The organism is Klebsiella sp. K5-306 (genome assembly GCF_051835185.1).
Lineage (GTDB): Bacteria > Pseudomonadota > Gammaproteobacteria > Enterobacterales > Enterobacteriaceae > Klebsiella > Klebsiella oxytoca.
In genome coordinates this window covers 177,366-192,889 of sequence record NZ_JAIFJY010000004.1, presented here as the reverse complement: position 1 = coordinate 192,889, position 15,524 = coordinate 177,366, and the positions used below count along the sequence as shown (strand labels likewise).

The window sequence follows — 15,524 nt, the reverse complement described above, 5'->3', positions numbered from 1 at the left end:
TCAAACTATACTCTTATTACTAAGAACTAAATACTAACTATCAGCACCGACAGCCACTGCACTTGTAACCATCCTATTACCATAATGTCTTGAAATAACTGAGAAAATAAAGGTCATTATGAAAAGAAAGGCAAGCACAATCCATTTTATATGCAAGCCATCAATTGAAATAAATTTCAATAAACCAGCACATAAAAACATAACTAAGGTTGCGCTACATAAATCTCTAAATAAAAGAAAATTTTTATGAGCATCAATCACCTGAGCACTTGAATCAGTTTTCTTATAAATATTTTTATACCAAAAGGGATTCCTATCTTGCTCTGGCATATCATGCAGAAAAAGCTCAGGCCATTTGTTTTGTAAATCATTCATGTTCAGACGTTCATCTTTACGACAAAGTTCAATAACTCTATTTCCTGGCAATACTCGTTTAACCCGCCAAAAGACCAGAATATGTTTGAAGTTTTGAGGAATGATATTAACTAATAACAACGATATGACGGATACCCCTCCAGAGATACCGAGCCCCGCATAAATATTCTTGATATTAACATATCCTTCGATGCCTAACTGAATTAAAAATATAACAACGCAGAGTACAGTTATAACTGCATATATAGTAGTTTTATTCGATTCTTTTAAATTTTTAGTTTCACTCATTAAATCACCTTTTCGTGATATGCCATATCATTGGAAGACAATTATAGCTAAAAACCGTGAAGATCTCCATCAACAAATTGTTTGTAAGATAAGCAAGGGCTAACTTTAAGAAGCTACGCTTATTAAAGTTTCCCTTGTTTTTTCTCCTTTCAGTCGAAAAAATACGCACACACTTCTTAAAGAGACTATAAATAACCATTTATTAAATTACACTGAAAGATGCAGGTCATAGTCTTTTTTTATCAAAATTTCCAGAACGTAATTTTCCAGCATTTGAAATGATTAATTCTTTTTCTTTTGAAGCAATTAGCGAAGGTATATCTACCGACATAAAATCTAAATTATCGCACCACCAATTCACAAATATATACACATTCTGGCTCATAAGCCTATGAGCTTCCGAAAAATAATTCTTTGCAAACATCTCATTTATTGATTTCAAACTCTCAACTTCTGTCTTATTTACGATAATTCTAAACATATCTTCACTTGGATATGCATTAATTTCGCCTATCCCTATATTTAATCTCTCGAATAATCCTTCCATAAGCAAATCAATCTCATTGAATGCTGAAATATATTTTTCCATATTCCCTCCGCTTTGTTATTATATTTCCCACAAGTTATCTGATCATTATAAAATGTCAAGAGTAATGCTGATAAATAAACATATATCAATAAACACCACTTGACATTACAGCAAATACAGAATAATAAATTTATAAAAATAAAAAAGGAGTTTGTATGTTTGAAAATAATACTGGCGTCTACAATTACAAAAATAAAAACATTGATTTAAAATCCAATAACGCTAATTTATATAGAGATAAACTAAGGCAACACTGTGTTAGTGTTAGACTTAATAAAGAGGAATTACAATTTTTAAATGAAAAACGAGGAAACATAAGAAAAGGTGAATGGCTTCGAAAGAGCTTTCTGAACACAACCCCCACCCTCATTCCTCCAATCAATCTCGATGCCTGGAAAGAATTAGGGAAGATATCGCAAAACCTAAATAAGCTCAATATCCATCTTGACAACAAGAGTGATGGAAGCTGTTTGACAAATACAGAACTTTTTGCCGTTAGACGTCAAATCTCTGAGCTTCGTTTGCATCTCATAAATATTGATCTTTGGAGGATATCTGATGAAGGGAATGCAGAAGATTAAAAGAGGAAAATGTTTCTCAGGAATTATTCACTATGCTTTGAAATCAGTATCTCATCATAAAACTGTACCAAGAGTAATCGGTGGAAACATGCTGGGAAGCTCTACTACTGAGTTAATCGATGAATTTAATACAGCCAAAAAGCTTCGTGAAGATATAGTAAAACCGGTGTGGCACAATTCACTTCGATTACCAAAAGATGATACGCTTACAGATTATCAGTGGTCTAATATCGCTGATGATTACATGGCACGTATGGGTTTCTCGGAAACACATCTAAAATGCTATGTTCTACATGATGATATTAGCGGTCAACATATCCACATTATCGCCTGTCGTATTGATCTCATTGATGGCAGAGTCTACTTAGGTAAAAATGAAAATCTCATCAGTACACGTATTATCCAAGAACTGGAAGAAGATTATAAATTAACCCGAACTAGAGGGCCATCAGCTATTGGAGCGCAATCATCTAAGTCGAAAAATAAAAAAAGTCGTAGTGAGGATATGTTGGAAAAAAGAACTGGTAAGCCATGTTCTAAAGTCATAATCCAGGAAGCCATTGAAACCTTGCTTGTCAAAAATCTTTCGACTATAGAATTTGTACATCAACTCAAAGAAAAGAACATTGTAGCTGTTCCAAACATCTCATCTACTGGTCGTATGAATGGCTTCTCGTTTAAATATGGAAATATGGCTTTCAAAGCATCGCAATTAGGAAAAACCTACTCATGGTCTGCTCTACAGAACAGGATCAATTATATTCCAGATCGCGACAACGGTTTTCTTTTCAATTTAAAAGCATCTTGCAGTGAAACTCTTGATATGATACCTCCTTCTGGGATTGTAATAGAAGAGGTTAATCCCACGATAGAAATGCTTGCACTTTGTAAAACTTCTCATGACGATAGATACGATACCGATTATACCAAAGAATGTATCTCGACAATTCCTAGTAATAGCGAAGGGCTGTTAACTGATGCTCCAAAATTAAGCTTAGAAATACCTAAGTTTAGATGGCTAGAAACAATTCCCTATATTGATGCAGTTATTAGTCTACTAAAAAACATCAAAATACTAACACTTAAACGCCCAAAAAACCCTAGTATTATCAGCAACATAAGGATTGCGAAGATAGCCCCTTTATGCCTCGCCACAACAGATGAGCCTGTCTCGGTACACCGCAAACGATCACCATCATTGTAGGCATAACTTTTCTTTTTCGGTCTTTGGATGGATAGAACGCGCATCACAATCGATCGTTTATACCGATCAATAAATCAATCACGATAGTCTATAACTATCATTATTGCTCAATCGATCGGTACAAGTGATTTGCCTTCTTTTCAAAATCAGTCAAAATGAAAATTTGTAATAACTGACATAACAGACTGATTTATCTAGGCTATTTATTTACAACCGAGAAAAGTAGATTTTTTATGTCCAGTTTCAGCACATTCAAAAGCTTGAATTGCTTCATACATCGAATATGAACGTCATTTACTTAAAAGGAATCGGTATGAGCATTTACTCTATGAAGAGCAACAGTAAACAAGCAGAAACTGTTGCTCCTAAATTCGTTTTCTTAGGGGAAACCTACGAGTTTGTTGAAACTTTTTCAGGCGAAGTCATCGAATCATTTAATGAACAGATCTTAGTAAGGAATGATTCAGGTGAGGAAACAAAAATTTCTGACTACGGTATTACATTCAGGAATTCACACCGCATTCATAAATATGAGTTGCGCCAATATAGTGGATATAAGCGGTGTAGTGTAAATTACGATGCTCTGATCGTAAATGAGAATACAGGTGAGTATAAAGTAAATTTAAGCAGAAAACTCATTGTCATACCTGCATTCATGACAATGTTATTAAATAATGTATCAATGGCATCACACTACAAAGTGATGCCTGTTCCCAAACTTTTTTATATCCTTTTCACTTTGCTTTGCTTAGCTTCTTTCATTGCCTTCTGTATTTTACTTGCAGGATATAAAGATGGGTATGTTTTCAATGAACACAAATATGAGTGGTTAACATATATCCTATCTCGCTCAGCAACTTTTATCTGCATCCAATGGATGAAAAGAAAAAGTTCAAGGTTTGATAACGAAATCAGAAATATTATTTATAAGTTAGTTAAAAATAAAACATCATCATAAGGATAGTCGATTTATATAAGAAAGAATAATTATCTCCTCATTCACATTTCTGGCTCTGGTTGGCTGCTCCTCGGTTGAAAATCAGTCCTTAAAAATAAGACGCAAGACAGTGTGAAGACGAAACTACTAAAAGATAAGACTTCTAATAGAGCAAAAGCCTGTATCAAATCTACAGGCTTTTACTATCATTACAACCCATATTTTTTTCTCTTATTTTTCATTGATAAATCTCTTTGTAACTGGAAAGCATCATACTTCTTTTTTTCCTGAACATAGACCTTCTCTGATTGACTACCATTATCGACAATAAAATTAATAAGCAAAGAGCATATTTTCCTTATACGTCTCTTATCAATTAAATCATCATCTATCTTATTAATAAATTTATAGTATGAATAGAGTAGAAACGTCAAAACAACATCACTATTAGAGAATTTTATCTTTTCAATTTCTTGCTTATATTTAATATAAAAGCCAGAACAAAATAGATATGATTGTTCGATGACTTTTTGTTGCGGCACTCCAGATTCTGATATTTTACTCACAAACTTATCGAGAATAATTAAATACCTCTCCATAAGATCAAGCTTTGTATTTTTCATATTAACCTTTCCTATTATGATAAAAACCTTGAATTATTAATATAATTATCACATTTTTTACAAGTGTCAATAGACACTAATCATCCGTACAATATTACACAGTGAGATTTTATCTGCTGCACATAACACTAAAGTTATTTATTTAATGAGAGAAGAATTATTCGGTTTTATGTGATGCTAAATATCTTCTATAATACCCAATCGCACTGTGCTGTGTAGTATTCATCTTTTGAGCCACCTCTTTCCATTTCAAACCGGACGATCTCAACTGAAATGAAAGACTTCTTTTTTTAGATGCCTCTTTCAAGTAATCCTCACGAGAAATACCATAGTATTTAATAACAGTTGAACGTGATGCTTCTGCTAATTTCGCTAAATCTTTCGCTTTTATTTTTTTACCGTTTATAATCATAATAATATCCTCAATGCTTTTTCTAATTTTTCTTTGGTATCAGTACTTTTTATTTTCCCAACATTATTCATCCCTCGTTTAGATTGAATAATTGAAAACTGTTTTTTTGAGAAATTTTTCCACGTCCACTTACAAACGCTTTGGCAAATTTGCCTAATTTCATTATGTGATAATGGGTTGTTAGAGTTGCTCTGTTTGTTAATTATATCAGCCGTTAAATACAAATAATTATAAAATTCATGCTCATTTTTACTCTCTTGATATTTTAGTATATTTTTATATGCAATTACTCTTAGATCTTCGAATAAATTAACATTGCGCCCTAATCCATATATATTTCTTTTGTTGCTATCATTCTTTCTAATTACATCAGGAACAAAATCAGCTAAATAGTATAGATCATACGCTTTAATATCTGTCCACGTGGTTCTCCATTCAAAGATGTTAAGAGGGTTCTTCATTAGAATATCAGCGTAAGATTTATCTGCTTTTAATCTTTCTGTAAATCCACACTGCACAACAGAAGCTAATCTTAGTGGTTTTATTTTTGCAGAGTTTGTTTTTAATACTGGTATTTTTAGAGCATAAAGTAAATGAGCATGACCATTTATTGTATTTTGTATGATCGCATTTGGTTTAGGCAGTCCAGCCATATCCCACGCAATTGCCCCATATTCATGATCCACATCAAAAACAAAACCATTTATAAAATATTTATTGTTATATCCTATATATTTCTTTAAGGTAGCTTTCTCTCTCGGTTTCCTGTATACACCATCATTAAAATCATCACAGCATAGAGCATATTTTTGTATTTGGCTCTTGTATTTATCCTCATTATATATTTCTTTTCTCATTATCATCCCCCTCTCATATTACCCCTCCGAATATCATTAAATACCGCTAATTAAAAAAGGAGTGTTATATATTAAATTATTTACACTCTATAAATAATACAATATAAAACATTGTCAAGTGTCTATTTTAACCATATCAGATATTATATGGTTTCTGGTTGGAATTTAATGTGTCAAAAGGAATTAATAGAGAACATTTAATAGCCATGGATATATTAAAATAACAAAAAGAAAACTCTATAAATAATTTCAATCCAGAATAAAATGAGAGAAAATAGAAAAGTAAAGACCGTGATTTTTTTCTTGCTAATTTAGTATTTACTTATTTTTTTATTTTTTAAATCTCTAAGAAATTATTGCTTCTATTATAGATTCTTATCACACACAGAAAATAAATCAATATTGCATACTGATATTTTAACTCAACCAGAAAAGGGTCTTTATATTTAACTTCCCAAGACATCATTCATTGTATATCTTTCTTGCGCTGCTTCTGAAGCATAGCTCAAATTATTTAGAATTGTTATGAAAATATTGTGCCAAATAATTCGTTCATTTTTATTTTCCCACTCTTTGAAAATAGCCTGCTCAACAGAAATCCAGACTATATCAACATTAGGCTCTGTCAATAACTTTCTAAAAAGATCATCAGAGGTTGTCAAAGCATGAGATATTATTTTTTGTCCTGAAAAATTAGACAGCCAAAATGGATGTGGCTCACATAAATCGGTTAATGACGTAAATGTTAATCCACGGATTTGAGCTGCGTGCATAGTATTTTGGACCTTATGATTATCACGCCACGCTCGAAGATCTTTTAGCAAGTAATTTACTCGCTGGTTTCTCGCTTTGCTATTTTCTACTTGGTACTGGATATATGCTGGTCCCCCGCCATTTTGCCTATATCGAGCAAGTGATTTTACACTAATACCAAGATACAGAGATGCCAACTCAACATTAAGTGTCGCGTCATCAGGAATCTCACTAAAAAGCTTCCATACTTCTGAAAACTCTCTTAACGTCTCAACAACACTCATCCCTCTTTCCTTTCTGGTAATGGCGGATACTTCGCAGATGCTAAAAGTGCATTATACAATTTAGGTGCAGTCATTAGCATATGCAACTCAATCCTTTGAAGTGCCTCAAAAACTCGCTGATTATCTGGCACAGCATACCTTTCCGTAGGATCGGTGGTATTGCGGTGGTTAAGCAACTTTTTCACAACTGCATATGAAGTTAGCTCTTCTGCAACACGGCCAAAGGTTCTGCGCAGATCATGCATACCCAACTTCGTTATGCCTGCTTCCTGACAGATATACTCACGTAGGCTTTTACTGTCGGAATAGTGTCCAACCTTACTTCGTGATGAACGAGCCGGAAAAACCCATTTGCGTTTATCTGCTCGCTTTTCGTTATCGTTGACGATATCTCTTCGATCTTCCAGAATTCGCTTTGTAGCATCGCAGATTGGCAACTCATGGTCATTACGGTTTTTGGTGTCGTAGAATCGAATCATTCGGTTTTCAAGATCGACGTAGCTTGTCGTTCTGGCTTCCTCTTCTGTCAGAGTCTCTCGCCAGCACAGTGCAGCGGTTTCTTCTTTCCGGGCTCCAATCAGAACGGTTAGCAACAGATAATCACAACCCAACCGATTAAAACCTCGCTTATTGTGTAATGCAGTTAGAAAACGTCCCAGGGTATCTTTGGGAGACAATGGGTTTCGTACTCCCTTGGCACGATAGCTATCCTCCAGTTCAGATCGCGTTCTGAACTTCTTCTGTACCTTTAAAATTGAAAAAGGATTATAGGACAGCGAAGGTTGTCGTTGTTGTGTCTGGGCATTGCCAGCTTCAATTTCAATCGCATGTTTAACTGCAACATTAGCCCATCGGAAAGTTTGTTCAGCAGCCGTTCTTGCTCTTGAAGCAATTTCATCAAACTTACTAAGGATTTCAGTACCCGTAAGATCTTTTATCCGAAGGTTTTGCCATTCTTTCAACCGATTCTCAGCTTTGTCTAACACATTGAGAGTGTTTGGTTTAGCGGGTTTGGTTCTGCCAAGTAAGTGGCTCCTGTATTGGGCAAAAGCTTCACTCACGGTCAATTCAGCAAGATCGAGTTCCCTCTTAATCTTGTTGGGATTTCTCTTTGTTGCGATCATGGTCTGAACCAACTGTCGAGCTACCTCACGGGCTTGATCGATACTCGGAAAATCAGACACATTTCCAACCTTTACTTTCAAGACAGAGCTTGGCTTCTTACCCTCGCTGACATTACGATCTGACGAGGCTACTCTTCGCTGGATTACATAGGTTTTTTTCGTCAAACTGACCTTCACACCGAAGCCAACAGGTGAATCTCGATGATCGTCAAAAACTATGTAAGGCTTTTGGTCAGGGTTGGCTTCGAAAACGACTTTTCCAGAGCTACTGAGTTCAGGCTTAACATTAATACTTAACTTGTTGATAATAAAAGCCTGGTTGAGAGTTGTTTTCAAAGTATCACCACCATTTGTAGCCCAAAGAAGGAGTACAACCAATCTATCACGCCTTGGGCTACAAGTGAGCTACAAATTTATGGGTTTATGTGGGTTTAAAGGGGTTTTACCTGGGGCCATATGAGCACTTGAAAGAATTAAAAAATGAGTAAAATCAATATGAATGAAGACATTGATAAGGACTTCTCTAGCCACACACCGATGATGCAGCAGTATCTCAAGCTGAAAGCCCAGCATCCGGAGATCCTGCTGTTTTACCGGATGGGTGATTTTTACGAACTCTTCTATGACGATGCGAAACGCGCATCGCAGCTGCTTGATATCTCGCTGACCAAACGCGGCGCTTCCGCAGGCGAACCGATTCCGATGGCCGGGATCCCGCATCATGCGGTGGAGAACTATCTCGCCAAGCTGGTTAATCAGGGGGAGTCGGTGGCCATTTGCGAACAGATTGGCGATCCGGCGACCACTAAAGGGCCGGTTGAACGCAAAGTCGTTCGCATTGTGACCCCCGGAACTATCAGCGATGAAGCGCTGCTGCAGGAACGTCAGGATAATCTGCTGGCCGCCATCTGGCAGGATAGTAAAGGTTTTGGCTACGCCACCCTCGATATTAGCTCCGGACGTTTTCGCCTGAGCGAACCCGCTGACCGCGAGACGATGGCGGCGGAGCTCCAGCGCACCAATCCCGCCGAACTGCTGTACGCGGAAGACTTTGCCGAATCCTCGTTGATTGAGGGGCGCCGAGGCTTGCGCCGTCGTCCGCTGTGGGAATTCGAAATCGACACCGCGCGCCAGCAGCTCAATCTCCAGTTCGGTACGCGCGATCTGGTCGGATTCGGCGTTGAAAACGCCCCGCGCGGCCTGTGTGCCGCCGGCTGCCTGCTGCAATACGTCAAAGACACCCAGCGTACGTCATTGCCGCACATCCGTTCCATCACCATGGAACGCCAGCAGGACAGCATCATTATGGATGCCGCTACTCGCCGCAACCTGGAGATAACCCAGAACCTGGCCGGCGGCTTTGATAATACTCTGGCTTCGGTACTCGACTGCACCGTCACTCCGATGGGCAGCCGTATGCTTAAGCGCTGGCTGCATATGCCGGCGCGCGACACCGCAGTACTGGTAGAGCGCCAGCAGACCATTGGCGCGCTGCAGGAGCATTACACTGAACTGCAGCCGATACTCCGTCAGGTTGGCGACCTTGAACGTATACTGGCTCGCCTGGCGCTGCGCACAGCTCGTCCACGAGATTTAGCCCGTATGCGTCACGCATTCCAGCAGCTGCCTGCGCTGCGTGCGATGCTGGCAGACGTCGACTGCGCGCCGGTACAGCGGCTTCGCGAGAAAATGGGCGAGTTTAACGAACTACGCGACCTGCTTGAACGGGCGATTATCGATGCGCCGCCGGTGCTGGTTCGCGACGGCGGCGTTATCGCCCCCGGCTACAACGCGGAGCTGGATGAGTGGCGTGGTCTGGCCGATGGCGCGACCGATTACCTCGACAAGCTGGAAATTCGCGAGCGCGAGCGTCTGGGGCTGGATACGCTGAAGGTCGGCTACAACGCCGTTCACGGCTACTACATCCAGATTAGCCGCGGTCAGAGCCAGCATGCACCGATCCATTACGTCCGTCGCCAGACCCTTAAGAACGCCGAGCGCTATATTATTCCTGAGCTGAAGGAGTATGAAGATAAGGTTCTGACCTCCAAAGGGAAAGCGCTGGCGCTGGAAAAGCAGCTGTACGATGAGCTTTTCGATTTACTGCTACCGCATCTTGGCGACCTGCAGCAGAGCGCCAGCGCGCTGGCGGAGCTCGATGTGCTGGTGAACCTTGCCGAGCGCGCCGAGACCCTCAACTACTGCTGCCCGACCTTCAGCGATAAACCGGGCATTCGTATTAGCGAAGGCCGCCATCCGGTGGTTGAGCAGGTACTGAAAGAGCCTTTTATCGCTAACCCTCTGCACCTCGCTCCGCAGCGGAGAATGTTGATTATCACCGGCCCGAATATGGGCGGTAAAAGTACCTATATGCGTCAGACCGCGCTGATCGCCCTGCTGGCGTATATCGGCAGCTACGTTCCGGCGGATAAAGTCGAAATCGGCCCTATCGATCGTATTTTCACCCGTGTCGGTGCGGCGGATGACCTGGCCAGCGGCCGCTCAACCTTTATGGTAGAGATGACCGAAACCGCCAATATTCTGCATAACGCCACCGAGCATAGTCTGGTGCTGATGGATGAAATCGGTCGTGGCACCTCGACCTACGATGGCCTGTCGCTGGCGTGGGCCTGCGCGGAAAATCTGGCGAATAAGATCAAGGCCTTGACCCTGTTTGCCACCCACTACTTCGAGCTAACCCAGCTGCCGGAGAAAATGGAAGGCGTGGCCAACGTCCATCTTGATGCGCTGGAGCACGGCGATACCATTGCCTTTATGCACAGCGTGCAGGATGGTGCGGCGAGTAAGAGCTATGGCCTGGCGGTTGCCGCGCTGGCCGGTGTGCCGAAAGAGGTGATTAAACGCGCGCGGCAGAAGCTGCGCGAACTGGAGAGCATCGCGCCGAGCGCTGCCGCCACGCAGGTGGACGGTACCCAGATGTCGCTGCTTTCTGCTCCGGAAGAGACCTCGCCCGCGGTTGAAGCGCTGGAGAATCTTGACCCGGACTCGCTGACTCCGCGCCAGGCGCTGGAGTGGCTCTATCGTCTGAAAAGCCTGGTGTAGTTCCTTTTAAAGTGAAAAAACGGCAGCACTTTGCGGTGCTGCCGTTTTAACAAATGCAAACTGGGTGCGAGAGGATGCATCCTGACAACCAATACGCGGGGTTGCCCCCGCGCTGATGCTATTTCTTCGATTCGTAAGCGAGAACAGCTTTAAACTCCATACTACGCTCTTTAATACTGAGTTCGCACAGCGAGCTGCGCACCAAAAGCGTAAATCCCAGTACCGTAATACACAGTACGACGATTGCCACAAGGGCATATTTTGTCAGCATGTCTTGCCTCCCTGCAAAGAAGAGACTAACATCTGAATTGTTCAGGTTCATCCGTCAGCCTCAGTTGATAGAAATATCTCCTGGGGCTTTCGTCTATCTGAATCCTTGTCAATGCTCAAAGCCAGATAGCCTCAAGCACCCGCCGCTATTCTATATTTCCCCGGCCGCAAAACTTATCGGTAATTTATCAAACCCGTTGATTTTATTATAAACTGGAAGAAGGCTCGCAAACGTATCTGCTCTATCAACCATTTTGACATTTGAAAGATTAATTAATAAATATTTTGCATTGATTAACCAAACAAATAAAAAAGGCCCGACTGAGCGGGCCCGTTTATTTTATCGTTTATCTTCCGCCAGCAGCGGCGGAATACTCGGCACCATCGGCGATTCATCAATATCCTTCTGCGTCATGCGAAACGCTTCCGGATAATGTTCGCGGCTGGTGCGGCGTAGCGGTTCAGTATCGCGCCAGGTATAGAAACAGTGCTGGCACTGAAATACCGTCCAGACATCTTTTACCGGCGATTTTGCCAGCACTTCAATATGTTCATCGGCGCAACGTGGACAAATCATCTTTTCCTCCTTATTTACGGTTGGCCAGCATGGCGGTCAGTTTTTCAGCCCAGGCTTTGGTTTCAGGAAGATCCTGTACCGGCTGGCTGTAGTGGCCGCGGAGATCCGGCGCAACCGGCGTGGTGGCGTCGATAATTAATTTGTCGGTAATTCCCGCCGGGCTGGAGCCGGGATCAAGCTCAAGTACCGACATATTCGGCAACTGCACCAGGTCCCCCGCCGGGTTGACCTTTGAAGAGAGCGCCCACATCACCTGCGGCAGGTTGAACGGATCCACATCTTCATCAACCATAATCACCATCTTCACGTAGCCCAGGCCGTGCGGGGTGGTCATCGCGCGCAGGCCAACCGCGCGGGCAAAGCCGCCGTAGCGTTTTTTGGTGGAGATAATCGCCAGCAGGCCGTGGGTGTACATTGCGTTGACCGCCTGCACTTCGGGGAATTCGGCCTTCAGTTGCTGATACAGCGGCACGCAGGTGGCCGGGCCCATCAGGTAGTCAATTTCGGTCCACGGCATACCAAGATAGAGAGACTCGAAAATCGGCTTGCTACGGTATGAAACCTTATCGATACGCACCACCGTCATATTACGGCCGCCAGAATAGTGGCCGGTAAATTCACCGAACGGACCTTCGATTTCACGCTTGCGGCTCTCAATCACCCCTTCGAGGATGACCTCTGAGCCCCACGGCACGTCAAAGCCGGTCAGCGGCGCGGTGGCGATAGGGTACGGGCTTTCCCGCAGCGCGCCCGCCATCTCATATTCCGACTGATCGTATTTCAATGGCGTAGCGCCCATCAGAGTAATAATCGGATCGTTGCCCAGGGTAATGGCGATCGGCAGATCTTCACCGCGCTCTTCCGCTTTGTGCAGATGTAAGGCGATATCATGCATGGGCACCGGCTGGAGGCCGAGCTTACGTTTACCCTTCACCTCCATACGGTAAATGCCGACGTTTTGCTTGCCAAAATTATCCGGGTCGAGGGGATCGCGCGAAACCACGCAGGCTTTATCGAGATAAAAACCACCGTCGCCGTCGTTAAGACGGAACAAGGGCAGAATATCAAACAGATTAATGTCTTCACCGTCGACGCTATTTTCCGCCCACGCCGGATTTGCCCGCCGCTCCGGCGTTACCGGAAACTTATCCCAACGGCGAATAAACTCGTCGATCTGCTTTTTCACCGGCGTATTCGGCGGCAAGCCCAGCGAGATAGCGTGGTTCTGCCAGGAACCGATAGTATTCATTGCTACGCGAGCATCGGTAAATCCGCGAATATTATCGAACCAAAGCGCCGGCGCGCCATCGCCGATGCGTCCGGTGGCGTTCGCCGCGGCGGCCAGATCCGGTTCCGCGTTAACCTCTTCGCTAATTTTCAGCAGTTGCCCCTGGTCGTCCAGCGCCTGCAAAAAGCTGCGCAAATCATCAAAAGCCATTATTCATTCTCCTGTGAAACATTCTCTACCGCCCGTAACCCGCTCCAGCGGCGCGCTTTGTGATACTCCAGACCGAACTGATCCAGCACTCGCGTGACAACGTGGTCCGTGACGTCCTCAATGGTTTTAGGATGGTTGTAATAAGCGGGCATGGGCGGCACCATTGCCACCCCCATGCGTGACAGGGCCAGCATGTTTTCCAGATGGATGGTGCTTAACGGCATTTCGCGCGGTACCAGTACCAGCTTACGCCCCTCTTTCAGCACCACGTCCGCGGCCCGGCCAACCAGCCCCTCGGCATAACCGGCACGAATACCCGCCAGCGTTTTCATACTGCAGGGAATAACAATCATGCCGTCGGTGCGAAATGAACCTGATGAGATGACGGCGGCCTGATCCGCCGGGCTATGGGAGAAATCGGCCAGTGCGGCGACTTCACGGGCGCTGTAAGGCGTTTCCAGCTCAATGGTCGTTTTGGCCCACTTTGACATCACCAGATGCGTTTCCACTTCCGGCATCTCACGCAGCGCTTTAAGCAGCGCAACCCCCAACGGAGCGCCTGTCGCTCCGGTCATCCCAACAATTAGCTTCATCATCGCCTCACACTTTGTTCGTATACGAACGTTTTTATTAAAGCTACTCTTGTAGGGCTATCCATGCAAGTTCGTTCGTATACGGCCGCATTTTTAATCAAAAAAGGAAAAATGCTAAATCCCCGTGCGAACGGCTATCATAGAATCGACGGTTTGATTACGGAGTTGTCATGGAGTTAAGAAACGAGGCGTTCCACCTGTTGCGCCAGCTTTTTCAGCAGCACACCGCTCGCTGGCAGCACGAACTGCCGGACCTGACCAAACCGCAGTATGCGGTAATGCGTTCAATTGCCGAGCATCCCGGCATCGAACAGGTGACGTTAACGGAAGCGGCGGTCAGCACCAAAGCGACGCTGGCGGAAATGCTGAGCCGTATGGAAAGCCGGGGGTTGGTTCGTCGCGAACACGATCCGGCGGACAAACGCCGGCGGTTTGTCTATTTAACCGCCGAAGGCGAAGCGCTGCTGGCAAGCTCTATGCCGTTGGGTAACGCCGTTGATGAAGAGTTTTTAGGCCGTCTCAGTGATGAAGAGCGCCGCCAGTTTTCGCAACTCATCCATAAGCTGATGGCGCAAGAGCGCTAACCCAAACGCTCGCGGAGAAAATCAATAAACGCCCGAACCCTGGCGGGAACATGCTGCGCGTCCGGATAAACCGCATACACTCCCTGAGACGGGAAGCGGAATTCTGGCATAATCCGCACGAGGGCGTTATCCGCCAGCGCAGCGGCCGCCAGCCATTCGGGGAGCAGCGCGACGCCGCTCCCCGCCAACGCAAAAGCCATCAGCGCGCTGGCGCTATCCGCCGATATCCTTGGCGCCTTTTTAATTTCAAACGGGATACACCGTTCCTGCGGCCCGCTGAGCTGCCAGCGCAGCGGCGTCGTCAAACGTTCATGAATAATCCACGCGGAATGGGCCAGATCCTCTAGCGTCTTCACCGGATGCTGCGCCAGCCACGCCGGAGAGGCGACTGGTACGATAGCAAAGCGCGAGATCAGCGCCGCGCGGTAACGTGAATCCGCCAGCGTCCCGAGACGAATCGCCACATCAACACGATCTGAGATTAAATCTGCGTGGTGAGAAGAAGAAACGTGCCGCACGCGGAGCGCTGGATGCCGCAGGCTGAACGCCGCCAGCGCCGGAACAATCACCTGAGCACCATATTCTGCCGTGGTCGCAACCCGCAATTCGCCGCTCAATCCCACATGGCTGCCCCGGACGTCGTCCTGCAGATTTTCCGCTGCCTTCAGCAGCGCGAGGCCACGCTGATAAAACAGCGACCCGGCTTCAGTCAGCGTAAGCCGTCGGGTCGATCGCAACAGCAGCGTAACGCCCAGCTCGCTCTCCAGCTGCCTGACGTTAAAACTGACCACGGCCTTGGTTTGCCCGAGGGCCGCCGCCGCCGCGGTAAAACTGCCGCTCTCCACCACCGCCACAAACATGGTCATCCGCTGCAGGTTCAGCATCATATCGCTCATTGTCAAAAAATTTCAGACAGTATATATCCGAATGTCGCGTTTATTCGCCCTGATGCTGAGGTTTACAGTAGCGGCC

17 protein-coding genes are annotated in these 15,524 nt (G+C 44.4%); 5 read left to right on the top strand and 12 right to left on the bottom strand.

Annotated elements, in window-relative coordinates:
- Positions 1-33: 33 nt before the first annotated feature.
- Together K2184_RS08555 and K2184_RS08550 are read right to left on the bottom strand one after the other, a co-directional pair.
- Entirely contained in the window at positions 34-663 is a 630-nt protein-coding gene (locus K2184_RS08555; protein WP_001513936.1) for a hypothetical protein, read from the bottom strand.
- 226 nt (positions 664-889) lie between these two features.
- A complete protein-coding gene (locus tag K2184_RS08550; RefSeq protein WP_047716720.1) occupies positions 890-1,252 on the bottom strand; it encodes a hypothetical protein in 363 nt (120 codons plus the stop codon).
- A gap of 155 nt (positions 1,253-1,407) precedes the next feature.
- Between K2184_RS08550 and K2184_RS08545 the strand changes: the two genes are divergently transcribed.
- From K2184_RS08545 to K2184_RS08535, 3 genes are all read left to right on the top strand, one after another.
- Positions 1,408-1,833 (top strand): hypothetical protein, encoded by a 426-nt coding sequence (locus tag K2184_RS08545; protein WP_042945965.1) that lies wholly within the window; start codon positions 1,408-1,410, stop codon positions 1,831-1,833.
- Positions 1,811-3,037, top strand: coding sequence for a relaxase/mobilization nuclease domain-containing protein (locus K2184_RS08540; protein WP_163525313.1), 1,227 nt, complete (start codon positions 1,811-1,813; stop codon positions 3,035-3,037). The genes K2184_RS08545 and K2184_RS08540 overlap by 23 nt, the downstream gene beginning before the upstream one ends.
- 313 nt (positions 3,038-3,350) lie before the next feature.
- Entirely contained in the window at positions 3,351-3,995 is a 645-nt protein-coding gene (locus tag K2184_RS08535) for a hypothetical protein (RefSeq protein WP_163525311.1), read from the top strand.
- A gap of 188 nt (positions 3,996-4,183) precedes the next feature.
- Here K2184_RS08535 and K2184_RS08530 read toward each other — a convergent pair whose 3' ends face one another.
- The 5 genes from K2184_RS08530 to K2184_RS08510 form a co-directional block, all read right to left on the bottom strand.
- Complete coding sequence (locus K2184_RS08530) at positions 4,184-4,597, bottom strand: hypothetical protein (RefSeq protein WP_048962675.1); 414 nt, start codon at positions 4,595-4,597, stop codon at positions 4,184-4,186.
- 157 nt (positions 4,598-4,754) lie between these two features.
- Positions 4,755-5,009: a plasmid replication protein gene (locus K2184_RS08525; RefSeq protein ID WP_163525309.1), complete on the bottom strand. Its 255-nt coding sequence runs from the start codon at positions 5,007-5,009 to the stop codon at positions 4,755-4,757.
- On the bottom strand, positions 5,006-5,866 hold the full coding sequence (locus K2184_RS08520; RefSeq protein ID WP_163525308.1) for a replication initiation protein: 861 nt from the start codon (positions 5,864-5,866) through the stop codon (positions 5,006-5,008). The genes K2184_RS08525 and K2184_RS08520 overlap by 4 nt, the downstream gene beginning before the upstream one ends.
- A 446-nt stretch (positions 5,867-6,312) precedes the next feature.
- Positions 6,313-6,903 carry a hypothetical protein gene (locus K2184_RS08515; RefSeq protein ID WP_163525306.1) on the bottom strand — a complete coding sequence of 197 codons (591 nt, stop codon included), beginning with the start codon at positions 6,901-6,903 and terminating at the stop codon, positions 6,313-6,315.
- Positions 6,900-8,363, bottom strand: coding sequence for a tyrosine-type recombinase/integrase (locus K2184_RS08510; RefSeq protein WP_024195068.1), 1,464 nt, complete (start codon positions 8,361-8,363; stop codon positions 6,900-6,902). The genes K2184_RS08515 and K2184_RS08510 overlap by 4 nt, the downstream gene beginning before the upstream one ends.
- A gap of 159 nt (positions 8,364-8,522) precedes the next feature.
- Between K2184_RS08510 and mutS the strand changes: the two genes are divergently transcribed.
- On the top strand, positions 8,523-11,090 hold the full coding sequence (gene mutS / locus K2184_RS08505; RefSeq protein ID WP_064365490.1) for a DNA mismatch repair protein MutS: 2,568 nt from the start codon (positions 8,523-8,525) through the stop codon (positions 11,088-11,090).
- Positions 11,091-11,208: 118 nt separating this feature from the next.
- On the opposite strand, the gene K2184_RS08500 is transcribed toward mutS, so the two are convergent.
- The 4 genes from K2184_RS08500 to K2184_RS08485 form a co-directional block, all read right to left on the bottom strand.
- Complete coding sequence (locus K2184_RS08500) at positions 11,209-11,361, bottom strand: Hok/Gef family protein (RefSeq protein ID WP_009651623.1); 153 nt, start codon at positions 11,359-11,361, stop codon at positions 11,209-11,211.
- A 339-nt stretch (positions 11,362-11,700) separates the two neighbouring features.
- Positions 11,701-11,937 carry a non-oxidative hydroxyarylic acid decarboxylases subunit D gene (locus tag K2184_RS08495; RefSeq protein ID WP_004104951.1) on the bottom strand — a complete coding sequence of 79 codons (237 nt, stop codon included), beginning with the start codon at positions 11,935-11,937 and terminating at the stop codon, positions 11,701-11,703.
- A gap of 10 nt (positions 11,938-11,947) precedes the next feature.
- Positions 11,948-13,375, bottom strand: a complete 1,428-nt coding sequence (locus K2184_RS08490) for a non-oxidative hydroxyarylic acid decarboxylases subunit C (RefSeq protein WP_004114871.1) — start codon at positions 13,373-13,375, stop codon at positions 11,948-11,950.
- Positions 13,375-13,968, bottom strand: coding sequence for a non-oxidative hydroxyarylic acid decarboxylases subunit B (locus tag K2184_RS08485; RefSeq protein ID WP_004104955.1), 594 nt, complete (start codon positions 13,966-13,968; stop codon positions 13,375-13,377). Before K2184_RS08485 ends, K2184_RS08490 begins: the two co-directional genes overlap by 1 nt.
- A gap of 170 nt (positions 13,969-14,138) precedes the next feature.
- Between K2184_RS08485 and K2184_RS08480 the strand changes: the two genes are divergently transcribed.
- Positions 14,139-14,552 (top strand): MarR family winged helix-turn-helix transcriptional regulator, encoded by a 414-nt coding sequence (locus tag K2184_RS08480; protein WP_004104957.1) that lies wholly within the window; start codon positions 14,139-14,141, stop codon positions 14,550-14,552.
- Here K2184_RS08480 and K2184_RS08475 read toward each other — a convergent pair.
- A complete protein-coding gene (locus tag K2184_RS08475; RefSeq protein WP_024274624.1) occupies positions 14,549-15,436 on the bottom strand; it encodes a LysR family transcriptional regulator in 888 nt (295 codons plus the stop codon). The two genes, K2184_RS08480 and K2184_RS08475, sit on opposite strands and share 4 nt — an antisense overlap.
- Positions 15,437-15,524: the final 88 nt, after the last annotated feature.

Bases quoted from the DNA above. Each gene is read 5' to 3' on its own strand.
- K2184_RS08555 (WP_001513936.1), bottom strand. From the start codon at position 663: ATGAGTGAAACTAAAAATTTAAAAGAATCGAATAAAACTACTATATAT.
- K2184_RS08520 (WP_163525308.1), bottom strand. From the start codon at position 5,866: ATGAGAAAAGAAATATATAATGAGGATAAATACAAGAGCCAAATACAA.
- K2184_RS08530 (WP_048962675.1), bottom strand. From the start codon at position 4,597: ATGAAAAATACAAAGCTTGATCTTATGGAGAGGTATTTAATTATTCTC.
- K2184_RS08525 (WP_163525309.1), bottom strand. From the start codon at position 5,009: ATGATTATAAACGGTAAAAAAATAAAAGCGAAAGATTTAGCGAAATTA.
- K2184_RS08550 (WP_047716720.1), bottom strand. From the start codon at position 1,252: ATGGAAAAATATATTTCAGCATTCAATGAGATTGATTTGCTTATGGAA.
- K2184_RS08485 (WP_004104955.1), bottom strand. From the start codon at position 13,968: ATGAAGCTAATTGTTGGGATGACCGGAGCGACAGGCGCTCCGTTGGGG.
- K2184_RS08490 (WP_004114871.1), bottom strand. From the start codon at position 13,375: ATGGCTTTTGATGATTTGCGCAGCTTTTTGCAGGCGCTGGACGACCAG.
- K2184_RS08500 (WP_009651623.1), bottom strand. From the start codon at position 11,361: ATGCTGACAAAATATGCCCTTGTGGCAATCGTCGTACTGTGTATTACG.
- K2184_RS08515 (WP_163525306.1), bottom strand. From the start codon at position 6,903: ATGAGTGTTGTTGAGACGTTAAGAGAGTTTTCAGAAGTATGGAAGCTT.
- K2184_RS08540 (WP_163525313.1), top strand. From the start codon at position 1,811: ATGAAGGGAATGCAGAAGATTAAAAGAGGAAAATGTTTCTCAGGAATT.
- mutS (WP_064365490.1), top strand. From the start codon at position 8,523: ATGAATGAAGACATTGATAAGGACTTCTCTAGCCACACACCGATGATG.
- K2184_RS08545 (WP_042945965.1), top strand. From the start codon at position 1,408: ATGTTTGAAAATAATACTGGCGTCTACAATTACAAAAATAAAAACATT.
- K2184_RS08535 (WP_163525311.1), top strand. From the start codon at position 3,351: ATGAGCATTTACTCTATGAAGAGCAACAGTAAACAAGCAGAAACTGTT.
- K2184_RS08475 (WP_024274624.1), bottom strand. From the start codon at position 15,436: ATGCTGAACCTGCAGCGGATGACCATGTTTGTGGCGGTGGTGGAGAGC.
- K2184_RS08480 (WP_004104957.1), top strand. From the start codon at position 14,139: ATGGAGTTAAGAAACGAGGCGTTCCACCTGTTGCGCCAGCTTTTTCAG.
- K2184_RS08495 (WP_004104951.1), bottom strand. From the start codon at position 11,937: ATGATTTGTCCACGTTGCGCCGATGAACATATTGAAGTGCTGGCAAAA.